The 22,577-nt window shown below is 67.8% G+C and carries 21 protein-coding genes and 1 pseudogene; 16 read left to right on the top strand and 6 right to left on the bottom strand.

Going from position 1 to position 22,577, the window contains the following annotated elements:
* Positions 1-8: 8 nt before the first annotated feature.
* On the bottom strand, positions 9-1,211 hold the full coding sequence (glp, locus tag VGT00_19450) for a gephyrin-like molybdotransferase Glp (protein HEV8533607.1): 1,203 nt from the start codon (positions 1,209-1,211) through the stop codon (positions 9-11).
* Positions 1,212-1,449: 238 nt separating this feature from the next.
* Here glp and VGT00_19445 point away from each other — a divergent pair, with 238 nt between their 5' ends.
* From VGT00_19445 to VGT00_19420, 6 genes are all read left to right on the top strand, one after another.
* The gene (locus tag VGT00_19445) at positions 1,450-1,869 is read left to right on the top strand and encodes an RDD family protein (GenBank protein ID HEV8533606.1); all 420 of its coding nucleotides are present in this window, start codon (positions 1,450-1,452) and stop codon (positions 1,867-1,869) included.
* An 18-nt stretch (positions 1,870-1,887) separates the two neighbouring features.
* Entirely contained in the window at positions 1,888-2,547 is a 660-nt protein-coding gene (locus VGT00_19440; protein HEV8533605.1) for a DUF309 domain-containing protein, read from the top strand.
* On the top strand, positions 2,540-3,088 hold the full coding sequence (locus VGT00_19435; protein ID HEV8533604.1) for a hypothetical protein: 549 nt from the start codon (positions 2,540-2,542) through the stop codon (positions 3,086-3,088). The genes VGT00_19440 and VGT00_19435 overlap by 8 nt, the downstream gene beginning before the upstream one ends.
* Before the next feature lie 23 nt (positions 3,089-3,111).
* The gene (locus VGT00_19430; protein HEV8533603.1) at positions 3,112-3,906 is read left to right on the top strand and encodes a short-chain dehydrogenase/reductase; all 795 of its coding nucleotides are present in this window, start codon (positions 3,112-3,114) and stop codon (positions 3,904-3,906) included.
* A 273-nt stretch (positions 3,907-4,179) separates the two neighbouring features.
* Positions 4,180-4,524: an RNA-binding protein gene (locus VGT00_19425; protein HEV8533602.1), complete on the top strand. Its 345-nt coding sequence runs from the start codon at positions 4,180-4,182 to the stop codon at positions 4,522-4,524.
* A gap of 91 nt (positions 4,525-4,615) precedes the next feature.
* A complete protein-coding gene (locus VGT00_19420; protein ID HEV8533601.1) occupies positions 4,616-5,596 on the top strand; it encodes a radical SAM protein in 981 nt (326 codons plus the stop codon).
* A 224-nt stretch (positions 5,597-5,820) separates the two neighbouring features.
* Here the strand turns inward: VGT00_19420 and VGT00_19415 are convergent, their stop codons facing one another.
* The 3 genes and pseudogenes from VGT00_19415 to VGT00_19405 all read right to left on the bottom strand — a co-directional run bounded on the left by VGT00_19415 (position 5,821) and on the right by VGT00_19405 (position 9,398).
* On the bottom strand, positions 5,821-8,193 hold the full coding sequence (locus VGT00_19415; GenBank protein HEV8533600.1) for a DNA polymerase domain-containing protein: 2,373 nt from the start codon (positions 8,191-8,193) through the stop codon (positions 5,821-5,823).
* Complete coding sequence (locus tag VGT00_19410) at positions 8,190-8,675, bottom strand: tetratricopeptide repeat protein (protein HEV8533599.1); 486 nt, start codon at positions 8,673-8,675, stop codon at positions 8,190-8,192. The genes VGT00_19415 and VGT00_19410 overlap by 4 nt, the downstream gene beginning before the upstream one ends.
* Positions 8,676-8,846: 171 nt before the next feature.
* Positions 8,847-9,398: pseudogene (locus VGT00_19405) on the bottom strand (DsbA family protein).
* A gap of 125 nt (positions 9,399-9,523) precedes the next feature.
* Between VGT00_19405 and VGT00_19400 the strand changes: the two are divergent.
* The 7 genes from VGT00_19400 to VGT00_19370 all read left to right on the top strand — a co-directional run bounded on the left by VGT00_19400 (position 9,524) and on the right by VGT00_19370 (position 17,091).
* Complete coding sequence (locus VGT00_19400; GenBank protein ID HEV8533598.1) at positions 9,524-10,378, top strand: dienelactone hydrolase family protein; 855 nt, start codon at positions 9,524-9,526, stop codon at positions 10,376-10,378.
* A gap of 241 nt (positions 10,379-10,619) precedes the next feature.
* Positions 10,620-11,528 (top strand): S1C family serine protease, encoded by a 909-nt coding sequence (locus VGT00_19395; protein HEV8533597.1) that lies wholly within the window; start codon positions 10,620-10,622, stop codon positions 11,526-11,528.
* 12 nt (positions 11,529-11,540) lie between these two features.
* Positions 11,541-12,335, top strand: coding sequence for an SDR family oxidoreductase (locus tag VGT00_19390; GenBank protein ID HEV8533596.1), 795 nt, complete (start codon positions 11,541-11,543; stop codon positions 12,333-12,335).
* 9 nt (positions 12,336-12,344) lie between these two features.
* Positions 12,345-13,148, top strand: a complete 804-nt coding sequence (locus VGT00_19385) for a YihY/virulence factor BrkB family protein (GenBank protein HEV8533595.1) — start codon at positions 12,345-12,347, stop codon at positions 13,146-13,148.
* A 289-nt stretch (positions 13,149-13,437) separates the two neighbouring features.
* Positions 13,438-14,631 (top strand): CoA transferase, encoded by a 1,194-nt coding sequence (locus tag VGT00_19380; protein HEV8533594.1) that lies wholly within the window; start codon positions 13,438-13,440, stop codon positions 14,629-14,631.
* A 34-nt stretch (positions 14,632-14,665) separates the two neighbouring features.
* The gene (locus VGT00_19375) at positions 14,666-15,586 is read left to right on the top strand and encodes an SDR family oxidoreductase (GenBank protein ID HEV8533593.1); all 921 of its coding nucleotides are present in this window, start codon (positions 14,666-14,668) and stop codon (positions 15,584-15,586) included.
* 167 nt (positions 15,587-15,753) lie between these two features.
* Positions 15,754-17,091 (top strand): alkaline phosphatase D family protein, encoded by a 1,338-nt coding sequence (locus VGT00_19370; GenBank protein HEV8533592.1) that lies wholly within the window; start codon positions 15,754-15,756, stop codon positions 17,089-17,091.
* A gap of 214 nt (positions 17,092-17,305) precedes the next feature.
* Here the strand turns inward: VGT00_19370 and VGT00_19365 are convergent, their stop codons facing one another.
* Both VGT00_19365 and VGT00_19360 read right to left on the bottom strand, forming a co-directional pair.
* A complete protein-coding gene (locus VGT00_19365; protein ID HEV8533591.1) occupies positions 17,306-18,613 on the bottom strand; it encodes a divalent metal cation transporter in 1,308 nt (435 codons plus the stop codon).
* On the bottom strand, positions 18,610-20,574 hold the full coding sequence (locus tag VGT00_19360) for a hypothetical protein (GenBank protein ID HEV8533590.1): 1,965 nt from the start codon (positions 20,572-20,574) through the stop codon (positions 18,610-18,612). Before VGT00_19360 ends, VGT00_19365 begins: the two co-directional genes overlap by 4 nt.
* Before the next feature lie 168 nt (positions 20,575-20,742).
* Between VGT00_19360 and thrC the strand changes: the two genes are divergently transcribed.
* Genes thrC through VGT00_19345 form a run of 3 tightly spaced genes read left to right on the top strand, consistent with a single transcriptional unit; the run spans position 20,743 to position 22,575 of the window.
* On the top strand, positions 20,743-21,999 hold the full coding sequence (thrC, locus tag VGT00_19355; protein HEV8533589.1) for a threonine synthase: 1,257 nt from the start codon (positions 20,743-20,745) through the stop codon (positions 21,997-21,999).
* 22 nt (positions 22,000-22,021) lie between these two features.
* The gene (locus tag VGT00_19350) at positions 22,022-22,300 is read left to right on the top strand and encodes a MoaD/ThiS family protein (protein HEV8533588.1); all 279 of its coding nucleotides are present in this window, start codon (positions 22,022-22,024) and stop codon (positions 22,298-22,300) included.
* Between the two features lie 32 nt (positions 22,301-22,332).
* Complete coding sequence (locus tag VGT00_19345) at positions 22,333-22,575, top strand: NIL domain-containing protein (protein HEV8533587.1); 243 nt, start codon at positions 22,333-22,335, stop codon at positions 22,573-22,575.
* Positions 22,576-22,577 lie beyond the last annotated feature (2 nt).

The following is a 22,577-nucleotide window of genomic DNA, read 5'->3' as shown; positions in this document are numbered from 1 at the left end:
GAGGGGGCTTACCAGGGCGTGAAGGGCTCGACCCACACAGGCTCACCCGCGGCCACGTCGCCGCGCGCCTCCTCGATCACCACGAAGCAATTCGCGGCCGTCATGGAGGTCAGTATGCCCGAACCCTGGGGGCCCGTGGTGCGCACCTCCCACCGGTCGTGAGCAAAGGTCAGGATGCCGCGCTTGAATTCGCGGCGTCCCGTCCGCTTGCTCATGCGCTCCGTGGCGAGGGCGCGAAAGGGTGTCACGAAGAGGTCGCGTCGACCGGCAAGCTTCCAGAGGGCCGGCCGCACGAAGAGGTGGAAGGTCAGCATGGAGGCGACCGGATTGCCCGGCAGGCCGAAGAAGTGCGCGCGGCCAATACTCCCCACGGCCATGGGCCGTCCCGGCTGCATGGCCACTTGCCAGAAGTCGATGCCGCCGGCCTGCTGGAGGACGGCCTTCACGAGGTCGTGAACGCCCACGGAGACGCCACCCGAGGTCAACACGATATCCGCGTACTCGGAGGCCCGGAGAAGGCGTGACTGGAGCTCGTCGAACTGGTCCGGCACGATGCCGTCATCCACGATCTCGGCGCCGCTCGCCTCGAGGAGGCCGCGCAGGGAAAAGCGATTGGAGTCGTAGATCTGCCCAGACTTGCGCGGCGATCCAGGCTCGGCAACCTCGTCCCCGGTCGAGAGCACGGCCACGCGCGGCTTCTGTCTGACGTAGAGCTGCGCGAGACCAAGGGAGGCGGCCACGCCGATCTCCTGGGGCCGCAGGACGCTGCCCGCGGGGAGCACGATCTGGCCCGCGCCCACATCCTCGCCGCGCAGGCGCCGGTTCGCTCCGGGTGCGATGGAGCCCACCGTGATGCGCTCACCCTCGCGCGTGACGACTTCCTGGGGATAGACCGTGTCGGCGCCGGCCGGCATGGGCGCCCCCGTCATGATGCGAAGGGCCTGACCCGGCTCGAGGGTGCCGGAGAAGACCGCTCCCGCGGCCAGCTCGGCGGCGACGTCGAATGCGCGTGTGCCCGTGGCGGGGACATCCGAGGAGGCAACGGCATAGCCGTCCACGGCTGAATTGTCCGTGGGGGGTACGTCCATCTCGGCGCGAACGTCCTCGGCAAGGACACGACCGAGCGCGCTGGCCAGCGGGACGATCTCGGGGGACGCAACACTAGTGATCCTGGCCAGGACCTGGGCCTGCGCGTCGCGGACCGAGATCATGCGCGCATTATACCGTGGGCGAAACAAGCGCGCGCCCGCACTTGTGCTAGGATACGGCGCGATGCCGGTGACATGCCCGAGGTGCGGGTGGCAGGGTGATGCAGCACAGTACTGTGCGCGTTGTGGCGCCACCCTCGAGGCCCCCGCCGCGGCCCCCGGCTCGGTCTTCTCAAGGCCAACCACTCCGGCTTCGCCGTCGTATACCGCGCCGCCTGCCGCCACCCCCTATGTCCCGCGTGTGCAAGCTCAGGTCCGGCCCGCGGGCTTCTGGATACGCGTGGTGGCCTACTTCATCGATTGGTTCTTTCTGCTCCTGATCCAGATTGTCCTCTGGGGCGTGGGCTGGGCGGTGGGGGGTGGCGCCGGGAGCTCGAGAGCGGTGGGAGCGGCCACGTATCTCTTCAACTGGATCATTGGCGCCCTCTACTTCATCGTGTTCCACTTCCGCTGGGGCCAGACCTTCGGCAAGATGCTGATGCAGATCCGCGTCGTCCGCATGGACGGCGGTCCTCTCAGCCTCGGCCAGGCCATCGGGCGCTACTTCGCCACCTTCCTCTCGGCATTCATTCTCCTCATCGGCTTCATCATGGTCGGTCTGCGCAGCGACAAGCGGGCGCTCCACGATCTACTCGCGGGCACGCGCGTGGAGCGCTTGTAGGATCCGCGGGCGGGCGCCATGGCGCTTCCCCTCCCGCTGCGCAACCGCCTGGCGGAGCTGATCCTGGACGCGCTCCACGATCCGCAGGCGCGCCAGGCTCTCGAGGTGGTCGCGGCCGTCTGCGTCGAGTCCGGCGCCCCCGCGGCGGCCCAACAAGTTCCCCAGGCCTTCCCCGCTGATCTCTTCGAGCACCGCGAGGGCGTCTGGCGGCTCAAGGGCGCTTGGAAGGCTTACGAGGTGGAATTCGCCGAGCGAGCGGAGCGGGCCCGGCGGATGCTGCGCCGTCGGCCCTTCGACCCCGCCGACCCGCCCCTCGCCACGGCCCTCGTCTCGGCCGCGCTGCTCTTCCACGCGCATCTCTACTTCGAGGTACACGAGCTCCTCGAGCCCTACTGGATGCGCGCCGACGGAAGTGCGCGCGTGGCCCTGCAGGGGCTCATCCAGGTCGCGGTCGGCTTCCAGCATCTGGCCAATCGCAATGTCAGCGGGGCCCTGTCGCTTCTCCACGACGGCTGCGGCAAGGTCCTCGAGCGGCAGCTCGAAGGCGTGCCCCTCGACCCCTTCGGCCGAGCGCTGCAGCGCTGCCTGGCGCGCATCGACGAGCTGGGAGACGAGGCGCCCACGGGCTTCGACTGGAACGAGGTGCCCCGCTTCCCGGTCCGTGTCTCCGATGAGTAAGCTCTATCTGGTCGCCGACCAGGGTGAGATCGCGCGCCGTCGCCCCAAGATGGCGGCCGGGCAACTGGTCGAGGCCTGGCCGGATCTCTTCGTCAGGGGAGAGTTCTGGATGGGGGCGCGCGCCAAGGCGCTCCTTGACGAAACCGGGCCGCCCCTGGCCGCCAAGCTCGCGGTGGAAGACTCGGCCGTGCCGATCTACTACGGCCCGCGTCTGACGGATGTCGAGTCATTGCCCGACGTCGAGTCGCTGCAGACGCGCGTCCTCTCCGCGCACGGCATCGGCGTGGCCTGGATCACCATGAACCAGCTCGGCGAGCGGACGCAGTACGAGCCGCAGGGGCCGGCCGATCCCGTCTTCTATCTCAGACGGCCCGGCGGCACCGCCGCCCACGTGTGGCGACTCTTCCAGAGCCGACGCGAGGCACAGATCTACATGACCGAGTATTTCGGCAGGGACCCGGAGGGGCGGCAATGGGCGGAGAGTCTGCCCGCGGCCAGCTGGGACGAGATGCTCACGCGCTATGCCACGAAGTACGACTGACCACCAGGAGAGGGACACGAGCCATGGATCTCGAGCTGAAGGGCAAGACAGCGCTCATCACGGGAGGCAGCAAGGGGATAGGGCTCGCCACGGCGCGGGCCATGGCGGGGGAAGGTGCGCGCGTCATGATCTGCTCCAGGAGCGCGGAGGCGCTCGGGGATGCCGCGGGCACCATCAAGCGAGAGACCGGACAGACGGTGGAAACGCTCGCCGTCGATCTCTCCGAGCTCGCGGGCGTGGAGCGGACGGCCTCCGAGGCCCTCACGCGCCTCGGCCGGCTCGATATCCTGGTCAACAACGCGGGCGCCATCAAGGGCGGGGACTTCCTGACGACCCCGGACGACGAGTGGATGCGCGGGTGGAGCCTCAAGCTCCTCGGCTACATCCGCATGGCGCGAACCGTTTTCCCGGTCATGCAGAAGCAGGGCGGGGGACGCATCGTCAACGTGGTGGGGGCAGCCGCCCGCAATCCCGCCACCACCTACATGATGGGCGGCACCGCGAATGCCGCGCTCATCAACTTCACCAAGGCCCTGGCCGATCTCGGCGCACGCTCCAATATCCTCGTCACGGCCGTCTCGCCGGGACCGGTGAAGACGGAGCGCTGGGACAACCTCCAGCGCCAGCAGGCCCAAGCCGCCGGCAAGGATCTCGACACCTTCCTGGCCGAATTGAACAAGAATTATCCGCTGGGACGCATCGCCACGCCCGAGGAGTGCGCCGACCTGATCTGTTTCCTGGCCTCGGCGCGGGCTTCCTTCCTGAGCGGGGTGGCGATCACCATAGACAGTGGCATCAGCCGGGGAGTCTACCTGTAGGCGAGTCATTTCTTCCCCAGGGGCGGGGCGCCAATCACGGTTTTTTTGGCCAGCCAAGCTCATAAGGCTTCGTGAAACAAAGAACATCCCTCGTTCGACTATGCGAACTTGTCCTTGACACCCGGTGGGCGCATCAGTAGGGTATGCGCACGCAAAACGGGCCGGCAGCGTGGGTTCGTGGCGCGGACGCGTTTTACGGGGAGCAATCCCCATGCGCCGCCGGTGAGCCGGGGAGAGTGTACCTTCGGTCCTGATCGCGGCAGGAGGCCAGTGATGCCTGCAAAGCTGTTCGTCGGCAACCTCTCCTTCCAGGCAACGGAAGAGGATCTCCGCGAGCTCTTCCAGCAAGCCGGCACGGTGGAGTCGGTGCGTATCGTCACCGACCAGTTCACGGGGCGGCCGCGAGGCTTCGGCTTCGTGGAGATGGCCACCAAGGAAGAATCGGCCAAGGCCATCGAGATGCTCAATGGCCGCCTCTTCCGCGATCGCAACCTCGTCGTGGACGAAGCCCGGCCCCAGCCTCAACGGGGTGCGGGGGGCGGGGGCGGTCCCCGCGGCGGAGGTCCCGGTGGTCCGCGCGGGGGTGGAGGGGGCGGCGGCGGAGGCTGGCGGCGCTAGATAAGCGCGTACATATATAATAGAGGAGAGCCCCGGGGAGAAGACCTCGGGGCTTTTTCCGGCGGTAGTATACTCAACATGTGAGGAGCCTATGAACACGCCAGGCGTGCCGGCCCCCGGTTTTGTGAATCGGATAGGCGCCGTCGTCGATGAGCGGCGACGCGTGGAGTTCCGGAGCCTTGCCAGCGCGGAGCTCCTGAACCGCTTGACAGATGCGCGCATGCCTTTCGGCTGGACGGTCAACCCCTATCGAGGCTGCGAGTTCGGGTGCCGCTATTGCTATGCGCGCCCGACCCACGGCTATCTGGGGCATGTCGATCCCGACGAGTTCGAGCATCGCATCTACATCAAGCGCGCGGACGATGACCGACTCGTGGCGCGCCTGCGCAAGGCGCGCGAGAGCGGCGAGGAAGTGGCGGTGGGCACGGCCACCGATCCCTATCAGCCGGCCGAGGGGCGCTTTGGGGTCACCCGAAGCGTGCTCGAGGCCATACGGGGCGTGCCCGGTCTCCGCGTCGGCATCACGACCAAGTCACCCGCCATCACGAGAGACCTCGGGCTCCTCCGCGAGATCGCCGCCACCGGCGAGCTCGTGGTCAATGTCTCGATCGCCTCCACGGACGCGGCGCTGCTTCGGCGCATCGAGCCTCGGGCACCCCGCCCCGACCTCCGACTCGAAGCCATGGCGATCCTGACGGCCGCGGACGTGCCGACCCGGCTCTTTGCCATGCCCGTGCTTCCCTTCCTCACGGATGGCGAAGCCGAGCTGGGGGCGCTGTTCACTGCCGCCCGAGAGGCGGGGGCCCGCGAGGCGATCTGGAATGTTCTCTTCCTGCGGGGCGAGACCCACGCCTTCTTCCTCGACTTCATCGGAAAGGAGTTTCCGCATCTCCTGGCGCGGTACCGAGATCTTTATGCCGGGGGAGCCTCCGCTGAGTCAGCCTACCGGGCGCGCATCGGGCAGATGGCGGAACGCTTGGCTCTGGAAGCCCAATTCCCCGGGCGAAGTCGGGCCGACCGGATCGCGGCGGAGCGGCCGGCGCGATCGCGGCAGCTCGAGCTGGCCTGGTAGCGCGCCTCGCGACAACTCGCCCCCTCACCCTGCCCTCTCCCCCGATGGGGGAGAGGGATCCAGTGCAAAGCGAGGGAGCCATTTCCGAATCCCTCGCCCCCGGAGGGGGAGAGGGCCGCCGTTCGAGATGAAGGGCGAAGCCCTGAGGCGAGGGCTGAGTAGATAAAGGGGGCGGGCCGACGACACGCTAACGCTCGCACCAGCCTCGCCCGGAGTTCCGGGAGCTAGAACTCGAGCTCTGCCTGGGGCGACTCGGGGGGCGTTTCGGTCTCCCCCGCAGGCCGCAGGCCGTCCTGCTCGATGAGGGGACGGAACTTCTCGTAGAGATCGTCGAGCTTGTCGAGGTAGTACTCCGTGTTCTCGTCCGGCGCCGCCTGATCCCAGGCCACGGCCAGCTTGGCGGACTCGTTGACCTTGACGCGCTTGTCGGCGCCCGTGACATAGTACGAGACCTGGTCGCCGGGCTGATACGGCCGCTGCGAGCGGAGGGCGAGCTCATAGGCGGCGGAGGGATTCCGCTTGCCCTCGCGGACCTTGTCCTGATAGCCCGCGGGCGATTCCTGCAGCGTCTCCGTCTTCATGAAATGTCTGACGGGCACGCGGTGAGCCTGGAAGTCCGTCTGCCACCGCTGATTGAGCGCGGGGATCTCGTCCGCATGTCCGGTCAGGAGCAGACGGAACATCTCCTCCATCCACCGCCGCTGGAAGAGCTCGATGCCGCGTGAGCGGAGGCCCGAGCCCTTGACCAAGAGCTTGCCGCGGGCATCCAGCAGCACGTAGTTCTTCATCTTGTACGAGAACATGGCCTCGTAGCGGCCGTCCAGCTCGAGCTGAATGCCCGGGGGCAGCACACGTTCCAGCTCGGCGACGAGATGACTCTCCCCCTCAGCCTCACTCAGCCCTCGCCTCGCCGCTCTCCTTACCTCCGGTTCGTCGGCAGCGTCTCGGCTCGAAACGCGGCCCTCTCCCCCAGTGGGGGAGAGGGATGAAGAAGGCGGGACGAAGTAGATGCCGTCGGTGTCGACCTCGATGACGGCGGCGCCCAGCTCCCCGAGCCGTGCCACGAGACGCTGGACGAGCGCGCGACCTTCGCCCGTCACGCGGTTGGCGGCATCGTAGTCATTCCAGTGACCCTGGGAGAAGGCGAGATATCCATAGAAGGAGTTGATGAGGATCTTGAAGGTCTGCTGAAGCGCGCCGGCCAGTGTCCGCTCGGCGGGCGCGGCGGCCTCCCGAGCCAGGCGCTTGGCCGCCACCCGAAACTCGCGGAGGTCGCGGAGCAGGGTGGGGAAGACGCCGAGCCCGTCTCCCCCCGGCGCGATCTCCTGGGTCAGCATGAGGGACGGATACAGGGAGGTGACGTCGACGTGAAGGACGCCCTTGGCCACGCCGCTCAGAAGCATCGCGGTGTGGCCGCCCGCCACCGCCCGGCCTGCCGATGGCGAGGGGACGGCGCGCCCGCGATGCAGGTACTCGCGCATGAGCAGGGCGTCGATCTTGGTGGCATTGCCTCGCAGCACCACGGCCTCGTAGCCGAGGGGCAGGGCCTGGGCCTGGACGAAGTAGGGAGGCGAGAGGATGGCCGAGAGCCCAAGGGTCTCGAGCACATCGTCTCGCGCATAGGCCATGAGCCGCTCGGGCTCCTCGCGAAAGATGCGCGGGATGTCCTCGGGGGGCAGATAGGTGCGGTCCGGCGCCGCGATGCCGAAGTGGCGGGCCACGTCTTTGAGCCCATAGGACTCGAGGTCCCGCGCGCCCACGTCGTAGAGCTGGGCGAGGATCCACGTGTCGACGATGTGCCGGCCGCGGATCCGGTAGCGGCGATAGCCGATGGTCCGCTCGGCGATCTGCATGCGCGAGGGGTAGCTGCCGAGGGTGGCGCCGTCACGTCCCCAGGTCAGCGCGACCTTGTGGCGACGGGCCCGCGCCTCGATGTACTCGAGATCGAAGCGGAAGATGTTGTGCCCCTCGATCACATCGGGATCGCGCTCGCGGATGATCCGTGTGCACTCGCGGAGGAGATCCGCCTCGTCCACCAGGGCGCCGGAGAGAACGGTGGTGAAGCCCGTGGAATCGGCAAGGGCGATGGCGATGATGCGGTCGGACTCCCGCGCGGCGTTCGGGAACTCGAAGCCGGGGGCCGTGGTCACCTCGATGTCCACGGCCATGCGACGCAGACCCTCGAACCCCATGCCGAGGAAGGAGGTGCAGCCGCTCCGCAGCAAGAACTGCTGGGTGGGATCCGAAAGGAAGCGGTAGGGCGCGTCGGGCGCGCCCGGCGCTCGCCCGGAGACCTTCTGGATATGGTCGCGCGCCTTGAGGCCCTGGCTCCACGAGCCGAGCTCGGCCAGCCAGCGATAGGTGCCCGCACCGTCCAGCGGCGTCACCCCGGCGTCGCCCTTGAAGTCCTTCAGGAGATCCGGATCGGCGAGGAGCAGGAAGGGGCGGAACGGCTCTTCGGAGACGCGCGTCTCGCCCGCCGCGCGCGACCAGATCCGGACAGTGTGTTCGCCCGTCTCGAAGGCGATGAGCCCTGGCCGGGCGGCGTGGCCGAAGAGGAGTCGGTTGTCGTAGAAGGGTAGGGGAAGGCCGCTCAATTCAGGAGGCCGATCAGCCGATGCAACTCGCGGCGCGCCGCCACGTGGCGAGGCTCGATGGCAATGGCGTGCTGGAGCTCACGGATCGCCTCTTGCACCTTGTGCTGCCTCGCGTAGACGGTGGCCAGATTGACGTAGGGGAAGTGGCGCGGCTCGTAGCGCGGCGCGCGCTTGGCCCGCTCGAGCCAGGCGATGGCCTCCTCGTCGCGGCCGAGGGCGATGAGATAGGAGCCGATATCGTTGTAGGGGTTGCCGAAGCTGGGATCCACCGCGATGGCGCGCTTGCACTCCTCGATGGCTTCCTCGTGCTTGCCCTGATGCGCCATGGCCCATCCGAGAAAGGTGTGGCCCTCGGCCGTCTCCTGGATGGCGAGCGAGCGACGATAGCGCTCCAGGGCTTCCTCGAGCCGACCCGCCATCTGGGCCTGATAGCCCAGCTCGAACTGCTCGCGGGCCTCGGCCTGCCACTCGGGCTCACTCATGATGTGCGCGCCGCCCCCTGATCTACTCAGCCCTCGCCTCGCGGCTGCGCCGCTCAGCTCGAACTGCGGCCCTCTCCCCCGATGGGGGAGAGGGAATGCAAAGAACTCCCTCTCCCTCGGGGAGGGAGAGGGCCGGGGTGAGGGTGGCGCTCCGTTCGCGCATTACCCGATCTACGCCTCTTCGATCGCCTTTCTATAGGTGGGCAGATCTACGAGGCCGGTGAGGCGGCGCCCGCCTTCCACGATGATGGTGGGGATGGCGCGCACCCTGTCGCGCGTCAGCGCGTCCTCATAGTCGCGGCCCACCGCCTCTCGGGCGGCGCCGCTTTCCCAGTCCGCCACGAAACGTGGCATGTCCACGCCCGTCTCCTTGACCACACCCAGCAGCTCGTCCGGCTTCGCGATATTGATGCTGCGGCTGAAGAACGCCTCGTAGAGCCGGAGGTGCAGGCGATCGAAGGCCTCGGAGCCCTGGAGGGCAACGCACTTCGCGGCCTCGAGGGCCGGGAGCGACCAGTTCGGGTAGTCCTCGCGCGGCCAGGGAGTATAGGTGATGCCGTCAGAGGCGGCCATGGCGCCGCAGCGACGCCAGCCCTCTTCGCGGTAGGTGCCCTTGAAGGCCACCGTGGGATCAGGCTCGGGGCGCAGCGGGAAGGCCTTCCACTGGATCACGAGGTCGTCACCCATCTCGTCTTTCAGTCGCCGGAGGCGCACGGCCGCCGGGTAACACCACGGTCAGAGATAGTCGCCGTACTCGACGATTTGCACTGGCATGGATGGCCCCCCTTCGGGGATTGTACCGCACGCCGCGCGCGAGGTGCTTCCCGGACTGCGCTATACTTCCGCGCATGAAAGCGCGCCGACTCGCCCTCGTCGCCGTCCTGGCGACGACCGTCGCGGCCGGGTGCGCCGGGAAAATCTCTTTCGACAATGCCACGCCCGGCGCGCCCCAGCGCATCGCGGGAAGGCTCCACAAGCCAGACGGGCCCGGCCCCTTCCCCGCTCTCGTGCTCTTCCACGGCTGCCAGGGCATCGTCCGGCAAACCGAGACCTGGGCGCACTGGCTCCGCGAGCGAGGCTACGTCGCCTTCGTGGTGGACAGCTTCGGGCCGCGCAAGGAGCCGGCCGACTGTGCGGGCGGCGGAGACAGCGGTCCGAGCACCGCGCGCTTCGATGACGCCATCGGCGCGCTCCAATTCCTACAATCCAAGACCTTCGTCATCCCCGATCGCGTGGCCTCCTTCGGATGGTCCCAGGGGGGCCTGTTCGCGATGTCCGTCATCAATGGGCCGACCCTCGAGCGGGCGCGGGCCCGCGGCGTCGCCCTGCCGCGCGCAGGCTACGCCGCCGCCATCGCCATGTACCCGGGCGGATGCCGGGACTACGCGAAGGAGCTGGTCATCCGTCCGCTGCTCTTGCTGATCGCCGGCGCCGACAACTGGACCCCACCGCAGTATTGCCGCGAGATGGTCACGGCCATGAAGGCGCGCGGCGCGGACGTCACCCTGGTCGAGTACCCGGGCGCCTATCACTACTTCGACGTCGTCGGCCAGAAGAAGGAAGTGCTCAAGGACATCGAGCAGCCCTTCACACCCGGCACCTTCGGGGTCACCATCGCCTATGATCCCCAGGCCGCCGCCGATGCCAGCCGTCGCATCGAGGAATTCCTCGCGCGTACCCTCAAGGCGACGCCCACGCGCTAGGTAGCTCGGAGGAGGGCTCCGCCCCTCTTCCGAAGCCTCCCCCGACGCAGGGCGAGCCGCAGGACGTCGTGGGGCTGGGGCCAGGCCGTCCGAGGCGAGCAATCCGAGAATTGCGACGGCGAAGCCGGCGCTCGAAGCGGAACACTCCTTCTCGCGAGGGAAGGGGAATCACTTGAACAGGCCGCGAGGGCCCGACCGTTGCTCTGATATGGGGCGACGTGCTAGCGTGGGCAACTGATTCATGGATGCCTCGATCGAGCTCGTCAAGCAATGCCTCTCCTCGGTGGTGTACATCCACACCGAGGTGCCCCCGTCGCATCCCTCCACGCGCATCCTCGGTGATGAGCGAATGGGCACGGGGACGGTGATCGATCCCTCCGGTCTCATCCTCACCGTCAACTACGTCGTCATGGGCGGCGAGACGATACAGGTCAGCTTCGCCAAGGGGCGGACCCAGCGGGCGGAGATCGTGGCCCAGGACTTCGAGCTGGGCCTGGCCCTCTTGAAGGTGAAGCGGTCGGGTCTCGCCTCGGTGCCGGTGGCCACCTCGGATCGGCTCGAGCGTGGCCAGTCCGTGTTCGCCCTGGGGTCGACCGGACCGCGCGAGCGGAAAGTCGCGGGAGGACTGTTGACATATCTGGGGGAGTTCGAAGCCCCCTGGGAATACCTGCTCGAGCGGAGCCTCGTCTCCAGCGCCTCGAATCCGGGCTTCGGCGGGGGACCGCTCTTCACCATGGCGGGACGGATGGTCGGTGTCGTGTCCCTCAACCTGTCCGAGATCGGGCGCTGCTCCCTCGCCATCCCGGGCGAGTGCTTCGAGCAGAACCGAGCCGAGTATTTGCGCTATGGGCGCGTGGTGAGCCGCCCGCAGCGGGCCTGGCTCGGCGTCTTCGCCCACCCGCTCGACGAGGGGGTGGTGGTGGCGGGCCTGGTGCCGAATGGTCCGGGGGCGCGCTCGGGCATCCAGGAGGGCGACGTCATCGTCTCGCTCGATGCCCGCCAGGTGCCCACGCGCAAGGATCTCTACCTCTCGCTCTGGCTGCGCGGCCCCGGTGAGCGCATCACGCTCGAGGTGATGCGGGACAATGAGCTGAAGCGGCTGGACGTCACGGGCGGCGATCGGGCCGACTTCTACAAGCAGACTCCCTGACCGGAGGACACCGTGGACCTCGGATTGAAGGGCAAGACTGCGCTCGTGGTGGCGGCGAGCAAGGGCATGGGCAAGGCATCGGCCATGGGATTGGCCGCCGAGGGCGCGCGCGTGGCCATGTGCGCGCGCGGGGAGGCCGACCTCGAGGCGGCCGCCGACGAGGTGCGCGAGAAGACGGGCGCCGACGTCCTGGCCGTGTCCGCCGACGCCAGCAAGCTCGAGGACATCACGCGGGTCGTCGGGCAGGTGAAGGAAAAATGGGGAGGTGTGGACGTCCTGGTCGCCAACGTGGGCGGGCCCCCGCCGGGACCGTTCGAGCAGATGACCGACGAGCAGTGGAAGGCGGCCTTCGAGCAGGTGCATCTCTCCACCGTGCGCTTCATCCGCGCCGTGCTGCCGGATATGAAGCGGAAGAAGTGGGGGCGTATCCTCGCCATCCAGTCGAGCTCGGTCAAGCAGCCCGTGGAAGGGCTCATCCTCTCCAACGGCATCCGGCCGGCCATCGCGGGAATGTTCAAGACGCTCGCCGGTGAGGTGGCCAAGGACGGTGTCACCGTCAACCTCGTGCTGCCCGGACGGATCATGACGGACCGGTTCATGGGCCATCAGAAGGACCTGGCCGCGCGCGCGGGCAAGACCCTGGAGGCGTGGATCGCCGAGCGCTCGACCGCCGACATTCCGATGGGCCGGATCGGCACGCCGGAGGAGTTCGCGAGCATGGTGGTCTTTCTCGCCTCGGAGCGGGCGTCCTATATCACGGGCACCGTGGCGCAGGTGGACGGCGGCCTCATCAAGAGCAACGTCTAGCGGAGCTCCATGCGGGTTCTGCGGACCACCATTGCCCAGTTCCGGCAGCACCGCGGCTTCTTCATGGCGGCGGGCCTGGCCTTCAGCTTCCTGACCTGCCTGGTGCCCATCCTCTTCTTCATCGTGGCGCTGGCGGGCTTCGTCCTGAGCCGCCGGGCCGCCTCGGAAGCGGTGCTCAACCAGCTCGCGCAGTTCGTGCCCGTCTACAAGGACGAGCTGCGCGAGGCGCTGGGCGAGATCATCCGGCGCCGCCGCCTGTCCGGCCTCCTCGGCACGGGCATCCTGCTCGTCTTCGCGAGCCAGCTCTTCGCCTCCATCCGCCTCGTGCTCAACGACATCTTCGGGTTCACCAAGGGCACGGGCTTCCTGCGCGGCGCCCTCAAGGACATCCTGCTGCTCTTCCTGATGGGCGTGATGTTTCTCGCGAGCATTCTCGTCTTCGATATCTTCGGGTGGATCAGAATCCTGCTCCTCGCGCCTCTCGAGATCCGGGCCGAGTGGATCAGGTCTCTCAGCCTGGCCCTGGCCCTCGCCTTCAGCTCCACGTTCTTCTTCATCGCCTATCGCTACTTCCCGCACCGCAAGATTCCCGCGGGGGCGGCGCTGGCCGGGGCCCTCCTGGCCGCCGTGCTCTTCGAGAGCGCCAAGCAGCTCTTCCGGTGGTACATCCTGCGCATGGGCGTCTACGACAGGATCTACGGGCCGCTCGGCGCCCTCGTCGGCCTTGCCATGTTCTCCTACTACACCGGCGTCGTCTTCATCCTCGGCGCGGAGTTCGTGGCCGCCCTGACCATCCGCCAGTCTCGCGCGTAGCAGGCGGCTGAAAAAGGCCCATCTGCTTCGTTGGCGCCCTCGACCGCACGCTCAACGTACGTGGCCGTTCGAGCTGAGGGGCGCAGCCGCGAGGCGAGGGCTGAGTGAGAACTACGCCTCACCTGCGGATCGACTCAGCCCTCGTCTCGCGTCGGCCAGGGCCCGCCGCTCAACTCGAACAACGGGGCGCCGCCTCGCATCTGGACCTTTTTGAGCCGCCTGTGGGAGTTCGGCATGCTGCCCTCGGGGCGTCGCGCGGCGGCGGGTCGTGTGGTAGGTTGATGCGGCCATGACCCCGACGGCGCCACTGGCGGGCATCCGCGTGCTGGAGATGGCTCATCTCATCGCGGGCCCCATCTGCGGGATGTACCTCGCGGATATGGGGGCCGACGTCATCAAGGTGGAATCGCGCGCGGCGCCGGATGCCGGACGCACCGTGTACGGAATCGCTCGAGGCGGCGAGGGCATCCTCCACCTCACCGTCAATCGCAACAAGCGCAGTCTGTGTCTGGATCTCACCACCCGCGAGGGCCAGCAGGCATTTCACCGCGTGGCCGCCACGGCCGACGTGATCATCGAGGCCTTCCGGAACGGCGTGGCCGAGAAGCTTGGCATCGACTACGCGACGCTCAAGCCGCTGAATCCGCGCCTCATCTACTGCTCGGTCTCGGCCTTCGGCCCCGCGGGGCCGTGGCGCGCCAAGCCCGGGCTCGATGCGCTCGCCCAGGCCGTGGGCGGGCTGATGGCCATCACGGGAGATCCCGACGGCGGCCCGGCGCTCGTGGGCGCGCCCGTGGCCGATACCATGGGCGGGCTCCTGGCCATCCAGGGCATTTTGACCGCGTTGATCGCTCGCGGCCGTACGGGTGAGGGACAGCGGGTGGACGCCTGCCTGCTCGACGGCATCCTGCTGTCTCATACCGCGCGACTCTCGGTGTTTCACGAAACCGGCCAGCCCCTGCCGCGCTACGGCAGCGGGCATCCCGAGCTCGTCCCCTACCAGGCCTTTCGCGCGCAGGACGATTGGATCTTCGTGGCCGTATGGAAAGAGGAAACGTGGCGGCCCTTCTGCAAGCTCATAGGTCGGCCGGACCTCGCCGACGATCCACGGTTCGCGATGGCCACCGACCGCCGGAACAACCGGAAGGAGCTTGTTCCTCTGCTCGAGACCCTGATGGCCCAGCGCACCGTGCCGGACTGGATGGCCGAATTCGAGGCGATCGACGTGCTCTGCGCTCCCGTCAATGGCTATGCCGAGGTGGTCAAGCACCCGGCGGTGGTGGCGAGCGGAATGATCACCGAGCAGGACCACCCGCGCGCCGGCCGTTTCACCACCATGGGAACGCCCGTCAAGCTCGAGGGCACCCCCGGCACCATTCGCACCGGCGCGCCCGCGCTCGGAGAGCACTCGCGGGATGTCCTGCGTGAAGTCGGGCTCGACGCGGCAGAGATCCAGACGCTGGCCTCCCGCGGCATCATCTGACCAGATCACACTCAACGGAGAGAGAGGGGTTCCGATGGCGACTCCGATGCTGAAGGACAAGGTGGCGGCGGTGACCGGCGCGGCGAGGGGAATCGGGCGTGAGATCGCCCTCCTGATGGCCCAGCACGGCGCCAAGGTCGTGGTCAACGACTACGGCGGCGGCGCCGATGGCAAGGGCAGCGATCATGGACCCGCCGACGATGTCGTCAGCGCCATCAAGGGCCTGGGCGGGCAAGCCGCGGCCAACTATGATTCCGTGGCCACCATGGCGGGGGGCCAGGCCATCGTGCAGACGGCCCTCGACCACTTCGGCAGCATCGACATCGTCGTGAACAATGCCGGCATTCTCCGCGACCGCATGATCTTCAACATGACAGAAGAGGAGTGGGACGGCGTCATCGACACGCATCTCAAGGGCTGCTTCTCCGTCACCCGGGCGGCCGTGCCGCACATGCGCGAGAAGAAGTGGGGGCGCCTCATCAACATGACCTCCACCTCGGGGCTGGTGGGCAATGTCGGCCAGGCCAACTATGCCGCGGCCAAGCTGGGGATCGTCGGGCTGACCAGGGTGACCGCGCTCGACATGGCCCGCTACAACGTCACGGCCAACTGCATTTCGCCTTTCGCCTGGACGCGCATGATCGGCACCATCCCCACCGAGACCGACGCGCAGAAGGCCCGCGTGGAGAAGATCAAGAAGATGGGCCCGGAGCACATCGCCCCCGTGGCCGTCTTTCTCGCGAGCGATGCGGCCAGGGAGATCTCCGGCCAGGTCTTGGGCGTTCGCGGCAAGGAGATCATGCTCTTCAGCCATATGCGGCCGATCCGAAATATCCATCACGACCAGGGGTGGACGCCGGAGCGGCTCGCCGAGATCTTCCCCGGAACGCTCAAGCATCACCTGGTGCCCCTGGAGACGTCAGGGCAGTACTTCAACTACGACCCTCTCGTCTAGTCAGGTCGCTGAAAAAGGCCCATCTGCTTCGTTGGCGCCCTCGGCCGCAGGTTCAACGTACAGAGAGTACGCCTCACCTGCGGCCTTCGGGCGCCGCCTCGCATCTGGGCCTTTTTGAGCGACCTGCTGGCTTCTGAACCCAACTGCGAGCGATGAGAGTTCGGCTGGTGTCCGCGACCATGCTCGTCGTCTGGGCGACGGTGGCCGGGGCCGAGGAGGCCCGGCTCCTCGTCACCGTGGGCGAGGTGACGGAGAGCAGCGCGGTGATCTGGGTCCGGGGGCGTGGACTGCCGGCCGTCGCCCTGGGTTACGCGCGGGTCGATGGCGGCGAAGACAGACGAGCGAACGTACCGCTCTCGTTCGCCGCCGATCATACCGGCAAGCTCCGGCTCACCGGCCTCGAGCCGGCGACACGGTATCGATACCGGCTGAGCCAGGGCGCCGCGTCCCTGGAGGGCGGGTTCGTCACGGCGCCCGAGCCCAACGCCCCGGCCACGGTGACCTTCGCCTGGAGCGGCGACCTCGGCTCGCCTGGTTACTGCCGACCCCTGACAGGCGGCTACCCGATCTTCCGCGCCATGGCGCGGGTGCCCGTCGACTTCTTTCTCTTCGTGGGCGACACCATCTACGGCGATCTTCGCTGCCAGGGACCCGACGTCGCCCCGGGCGGCGGCTTCGTGGCGAAGACGCTGCCGCAGTACCAGGCCAAGCACCGGTACAACCGTGCGGACCCGGCCGTGCAGGACTACTTCCGGGGCACGATCGTGTTCGCCATCTGGGATGATCATGAGGTGGTGGACAATTTCTCCGGGACGACCGAGCCGCGCATGGCAGCAGGACGGCAGGCCTTCCTCGACTACTTTCCCATCATCCCGCCCCCCGAGGAGTCGGGCCGTCTCTATCGCCGCTTCCGCTGGGGCCGGCTGCTCGAGGCCTTCATCCTGGATACCCGTCAGTACCGGAGCGCCAACACCCAGCCGGACGGCCCCGACAAGACCATGCTCGGGCGCGCCCAGCGGCGATGGCTCGTGGACGGCGTCACGACCTCCCCCGCGCTGTGGAAGGTCGTGGTCACGAGTGTGCCGCTGGCCGTGCCCACGGGGACCAAGGAGAAGCGCGACTCGTGGAGCAATGCCAACGTCGTGGGCTTTCCCGACGAGCATGGCACCGGCTTTGCCGTCGAGCGCGATGCTATCCTGCGCGAGCTCCGGGTGCGCGGCGTGAAGAACCTTGTCTTCCTGGCCGCCGACGTTCACCATGCGGAGCTCATCCGCCATCATCCGACGCCGGAATGGTCATTCCATGAGTTCATCGCCGGTCCGCTTTCGGCGCGGCACGGTCGGCCGCGCCCGCTCGATCAGGGCCTGGGATCGCGCACCCTCTTCGCGGTGGGCGAGACGGACAACTTCGGCGTGGTCCGCATCGACCCCGACACCTTGACGGTGCGCATCCTGGACGCGGCCGGGCGCCAGCTCGGCAGCCACACCATTGGCCCCGAGCGCTAGCACCGCCCGACGCTGCCCCCTCATTCATTCAGCCCTCGCCTCGCCGCTCGAGGCGAGCGTCTCAGCTCGAAGAGCGGCCCTCTCCCCCGATGGGGGAGAGGGTTTCATTCAGGAGCTTTGTGGATCCCTCTCCCCGTCTCGGGGGAGAGGGCCGCAGTTCGAGCTGAGCGGCGCAGCCGCGAGGCGAGGGCTGAGTAAATCAGGGGGCGGTTCTTCAGGAGCCGAGGGTGGCGAAGAAGGCGATGGCGGCCGCCGTCATGACGGCCGTGGCGGTCCAGCCGAACACTCGGAGCCAGAAGCCATTGACCTGCTCGCCCATGATCTTCCGGTTGCCGCCCACCATCATGACCAGCGCCATGAGGGGCGGGGCCAGGAGCCCATTGAGGACGGCTGAGAAGAAGAGGACGCGGATCGGATTCGTCTCCAGAACGCCCAGCACCATGCCGCAGACGATGGCCCCTGCCAGCACCAAGTAGAAGCGGCGGGCGCTCCGGGGCTTGAGATCGAGGCCGGCGCGCCAGCCGAAGAGCTCAGCCACCGCGAAAGAAGCCGACCCCGCGAGCACCGGAATGGCGAGGAGCCCCGTGCCGATGAGGCCCAGGCCGAACAGCAGGTAGGCGGCATCACCGGCCAGGGGGCGCAGGGCTTCGGCGGCTTGCCGCGCCGTCTGGATATCGCGGTGGCCGGATCGGTAGAGGGTGGAAGCCGTGGCGAGAATGATGAAGAACATGACGAGATTCGAGAAGAACATGCCGGTATTGACGTCGAGGCGCGCATCGGCCAGCTCGTGAGGGGTGGCCCCGCGACGCGCGGCAAGGGTCCGCTTGCCTCGGCCCTTCTCCTCCTCGACCTCTTGAGAGGCCTGCCAGAAGAAGAGATACGGCGAGATCGTGGTCCCGAGGATGCCCACGAGCGTGGCGATGGAGGCGCCATTCCACTGGAGCGACGGGACGAAGGTCGCCCGGAGCACCGCCAGCCCGTCGGGACGCGCGAGAAAGGCCGCCACGATATAGGCGAAGAGGACTGCCGTCAGCCACTTGAGGCATCGGGCAAAGGTCGCATAGCTCGTGTAGACGGTGACCAGGGTGATGCCGATGCCGAAGAGCACGAGCAGGGGGACGCTCGGGAGGCCCGTGAGCATGGCGGCGGCCTCCGCCATCCCGCCCAGGTCCGCCGCGATATTGAAGACATTGGCCACGAGGAGAATGAAGCAGGCGCCCAGCAGGAGCCAGCGCGGATAGTATTGCCGGACGGCCCCGGCCAGGCCTCGGCCCGTGACGAGACCTATCCGGGCGCAGACGAGCTGGATGGCGGCCATGAGAGGAAACGTGAAGAGCGCCGTCCAGAGCAGTCCATAGCCATAGGCGGCGCCCGCGACGGAATACGTGGCGATGCCGCTCGGGTCATCGTCGGAGGCGCCGGTGACGAGGCCCGGGCCCAGAGTCTGGAAGTAGCGAACGAGCGGGTTGTGAGTGTGCGAGGGAGGCGAGGGTTCGGGCTTCGCCGAGGGGTCAGGCTTCATGCCGTCGAATCATGCTGACCTCTGGTGCGGTTGACAAGGGCAAGGCCGAGGGCAATCAGGGCGGTCGCCGAGAGAACGGAGAGCAGGACACCCGTCCACTCCGCCAGGCCGGGAGGATGCGTGAGCGTGATGTCGTCGAGGACGTCTGAGGGGAGCTCGACTTCCAGCATGCCGAAAGCATCTCGACGCACGGCGAGGGCGTGCCCGCCAGCCGCGGCTGTCATGAGCGGGGAAAAGGCAAAGCCGGTCGAGGTGAATCCGGCGGAACCGCGGGCAGGCTGAAGCCGCCAGCTCTGCGGCCCGACCAGCCCGGGCACCGGCAGCGGCTCGCGGCCCACATAGAGCCTGAAGGGGCCGATAAGGATCGGGGTCGAGAACGCTTGATTTCCGTCGAGAAATGGCAATCGGCCCGTGTCCTCGTCGGTTGCGATGACGGCCGAGACTTCGAGCCTCCGGCAGTGGGCGGCGAACTCCTCCGCGGTCAGCGCCTCGAGCGGGCGGCCGAAGAGCGTCACGCCATCGCGCATCTCCACGAGCATCGTGATGGGACGCGGCGCGGCCGAGCCCGTGTAGAACAAGCCGGCCACGGGGCCAGGGTGGGTGAAGGTTCCGTTGATGATGGCGCGTCCCGCGCGTACCGGCGTGAGAGCGGTGAGATGAGTGTGGGGCCGCCACCACTCCGGACGATACTCGAGCGTGATGGCCGAGCGCACGAAAAGCGCACGCCCAGCCGGAGCTTCGCGGAGCGCCTGCCACAGCGCCTCGAGCCGGCTGCCGCGGACCACCTCTTCGTATTTTGGCCACTGGCCTCTCACGGGCCATAGGGAGAGCGCCGGCTCGCCCGAAGCGCGAGCGCCGTGCGACAGGATGACGCACGCGAGGATCACCGTGGCCGCCGTAGGAGCCGCGCCTATCCGGGGAAATCGTGACGGCAGAAGGGGCACGGCGAGGGAAGCGCCGACGAGCAGCGCGAGAAAAAGGCCGTCCATGAGCCGATCGGCGGGCAGCCAAACCAGGCCCAGAGGTGCCGCGACCAGCGCATCGAGAGCGATCACCAGCACCATGGTCGGCACCCACGCGAGTATCCATCGAGCGAGAGTCGCGCGCGTGGCCATGTGCGCGCGCGGGCTGAGCCAGGCCGCCAGACATCCAAGGACGAACAGCCAGATGAGCGGCTGGAGCGCGAGCCCTCGGAGCAGCGCGAGCGGAGAGGCATCCCCCCAGGCCAGAGGCAGCGCCATGCGGAGGTGCGCGAGCAGCGGCACGAGCCAGAGGGCCGCGAGGCCCAGGCCCAGTACCGCGATGAGAGCGCCCTGGCCCAATCGGGTGCGTCGGTCACCCACGCCGAGCCAGGCGGCCAACACCAAAAGGGCGAGCGCCGCTGGCGCATGAGCGGGATGAAGCAGGACGATCGCGGCCAGGAGCGGAGCGGCGAGGATTGGGAGCCGCCCGCTCCCTTCGACCCAGCGCGTGAGAGAAAGTCCCAAGACGGGCAAGAGACCGCAGCCCAGACGCGCGGCCACGAGGCCCCAGCGGAGTCCCTCCTCGACTCCGCTCCGGGATCCCGCCGACAGCGTCATGGCGATGAAGGCGCCGGGAAGCGCCAGCCAGCCATTGCCGAGTAGCCGCGCGAGCAAAGCGAAAGTCGCGAGTCCAGGAAGGAGCCATGCCAGCCACAGAAGCACCCGGTAGGCCTCCTCCGCGCCCAGAGCGCCCCACGAGATCTGGTGGAGGAGCCAGCCGAGCCAGGAGAGTCCCGGCGGGTAGTATTGAAGCTCGGCATAGCCGGCCCACCAGCCTGGATCGAAGCGCCACGGCGCCGGTCCGAAGGCGAGGGCATGGTGCAGGCGATAGAGCTGACCCGGATGATCGTCGTAGACGAGGAGCCCGCCCCCGAGCGCGGCGTGGCCGAACGCGAGACCGTAGACGAGCAGGAGGGCGGGGGGAAACACTCGGCTCACGGGTGGCGATGATACGGCATCCGTCGCCGCCGCTCGAAGCTACGTTGACAATTGCGATATTCACGTGTCTAGTAGTGAAAATCGCTGGCTCGGTCGGTGGCCTGGAAGCATGGCTTCCGGGCCGTGCGGTTAATTCCGGGGCTCAAATCCCCTACCGATGGAGAGGCCATGGAGAGATTGAAGGGTCTCAAGTGTCGCGAGTGCGGGCGCCACTACCCGTCCTCCCCGATTCACGTCTGCGAGTTCTGCTTCGGCCCCCTCGAGGTCGACTACGACTACGAGGCCATCGCCTCCCAGATCAGCCGCGCAAAGATCGAGGCGGGGCCGCCCAGCATCTGGCGTTACGCGCCGCTCCTGCCCCTGAACATTCCGGAAGGCGAGACGCCGGTGGGCCAGGCGGTGGGCTTCACTCCGATGCTGCGGGCGCGGAACCTGGCCGAGGAGCTGGGCGTCAAGGAACTCTGGGTCAAGAACGACTCGGTCTGCCATCCCACCTGGTCCTTCAAGGACCGCGTGGTCGCCGTGGCCATCGGCAAGGCCAAGGAGTTCGGCTTCGACACGGTCGCCTGCGCCTCCACGGGGAATCTGGCCAACTCCGTCGCCGCGCACTCCGCGGAGGCCAGGCTCAAGTCCTATATCTTCATCCCCGCGGACCTCGAGCGGGGCAAGGTCATCACCACGCTCATATACGCGCCGACCCTCGTCGCGGTGGAAGGCACCTATGACGAGGTCAACCGGCTCTGCGCCGAGGTGGGAGACAAGTATCGCTGGGCCTTCGTGAACATCAACATCCGTCCGTACTATGCCGAGGGCTCGAAGACGTACGGCTACGAGATCGCCGAGCAGCTCGGCTGGCGGGCGCCCGCGCACGTGGTGGTGCCCTGCGCGGGCGGCTCGCTCATCACCAAGATCGCCAAGGCCTTCAACGAGTTCCGGCTGCTCAAGCTCATCCCCGAGGGCGAGACCAAGATGTATGCCGCCCAGGCCCTGGGCTGCGGGCCCATCGTGACCATGATCAAGAAGGATACGGACGTGCTGGTACCCGTGCGCCCGAACACCATTGCCAAGTCGCTGGCCATCGGCAATCCGGCCGACGGCTACTACGCCTATCGCGCGGCCAAGGACTCGGGCGGCTACGGCGAGCATGCCGAGGACGAGGAGATCATCGAGGGCATGCAGCTCCTCGCCCGCACCGAGGGCATCTTCACCGAGACGGCCGGCGGCGTCACGGTGGCCGCAACCAAGAAGCTCATTGACTCCGGTCGCATCCCGCGAAATGAACCCATCGTCATCTGCATCACGGGCAATGGCCTCAAGACGCCCGACGTGTTCTACGATCGCTTGTCCGTGGACGTGACCATCCGCCCCTCGCTCCAGGTCTTCGACCAGGCGCTGGCGGATCTCAAATCAAAGGCCGCCGGCTGAGCCGGCGCGAAGGAGACAATCCATGCCCGTGCTCGTCCGCATCCCCACGCCGCTGCGCTCGCTGACGAAGGGCCAGGCCGAGGTCGAAGGCCAGGCCGACACCGTCGCCGGCCTGATCGAGAGCCTGGAGAAGCAATATCCCGGGCTCAAGGAGCGCCTCGTGGACGAGAGCGGCGAGATGCGCCGCTTCATCAATGTCTATGTCAACGAGGAGGACATCCGCTTCCTCCAGGGCGACAAGACGGTGCTCAAGGCCGGCGATCACGTCTCCATCGTCCCCGCGATCGCGGGAGGACGGTGAGCCCAGGAAACCGGGCGCCGGGAACCGATCCCATGGCCCGCGCAAGGGTGAGGCTGACCTTCCCCTCGGAGCTGGTGCAGCAGCCCATCATCTACCGCCTCGTGGCGGACTTCGGCATAATCCCCAATATCCGGCGGGCCGATGTGCGCGCCGACCACGGCTGGATGGTGCTCGAGCTCGAGGCTCCCGACGAAAAGCTCGGGCAGGGCGTGGCCTGGCTGCGCCAGCAGGGCATCAAGGTGGATCCCATCGAAGGCGACATGGTCCTGCCGTGATC

This window comes from Candidatus Methylomirabilota bacterium, assembly GCA_036002485.1.
In the GTDB taxonomy this organism is placed as follows: Bacteria; Methylomirabilota; Methylomirabilia; order Rokubacteriales; family CSP1-6; genus AR37.
Note: the sequence above shows the minus strand (reverse complement) of the source record. Positions and strands in the feature narration are given on the sequence as shown.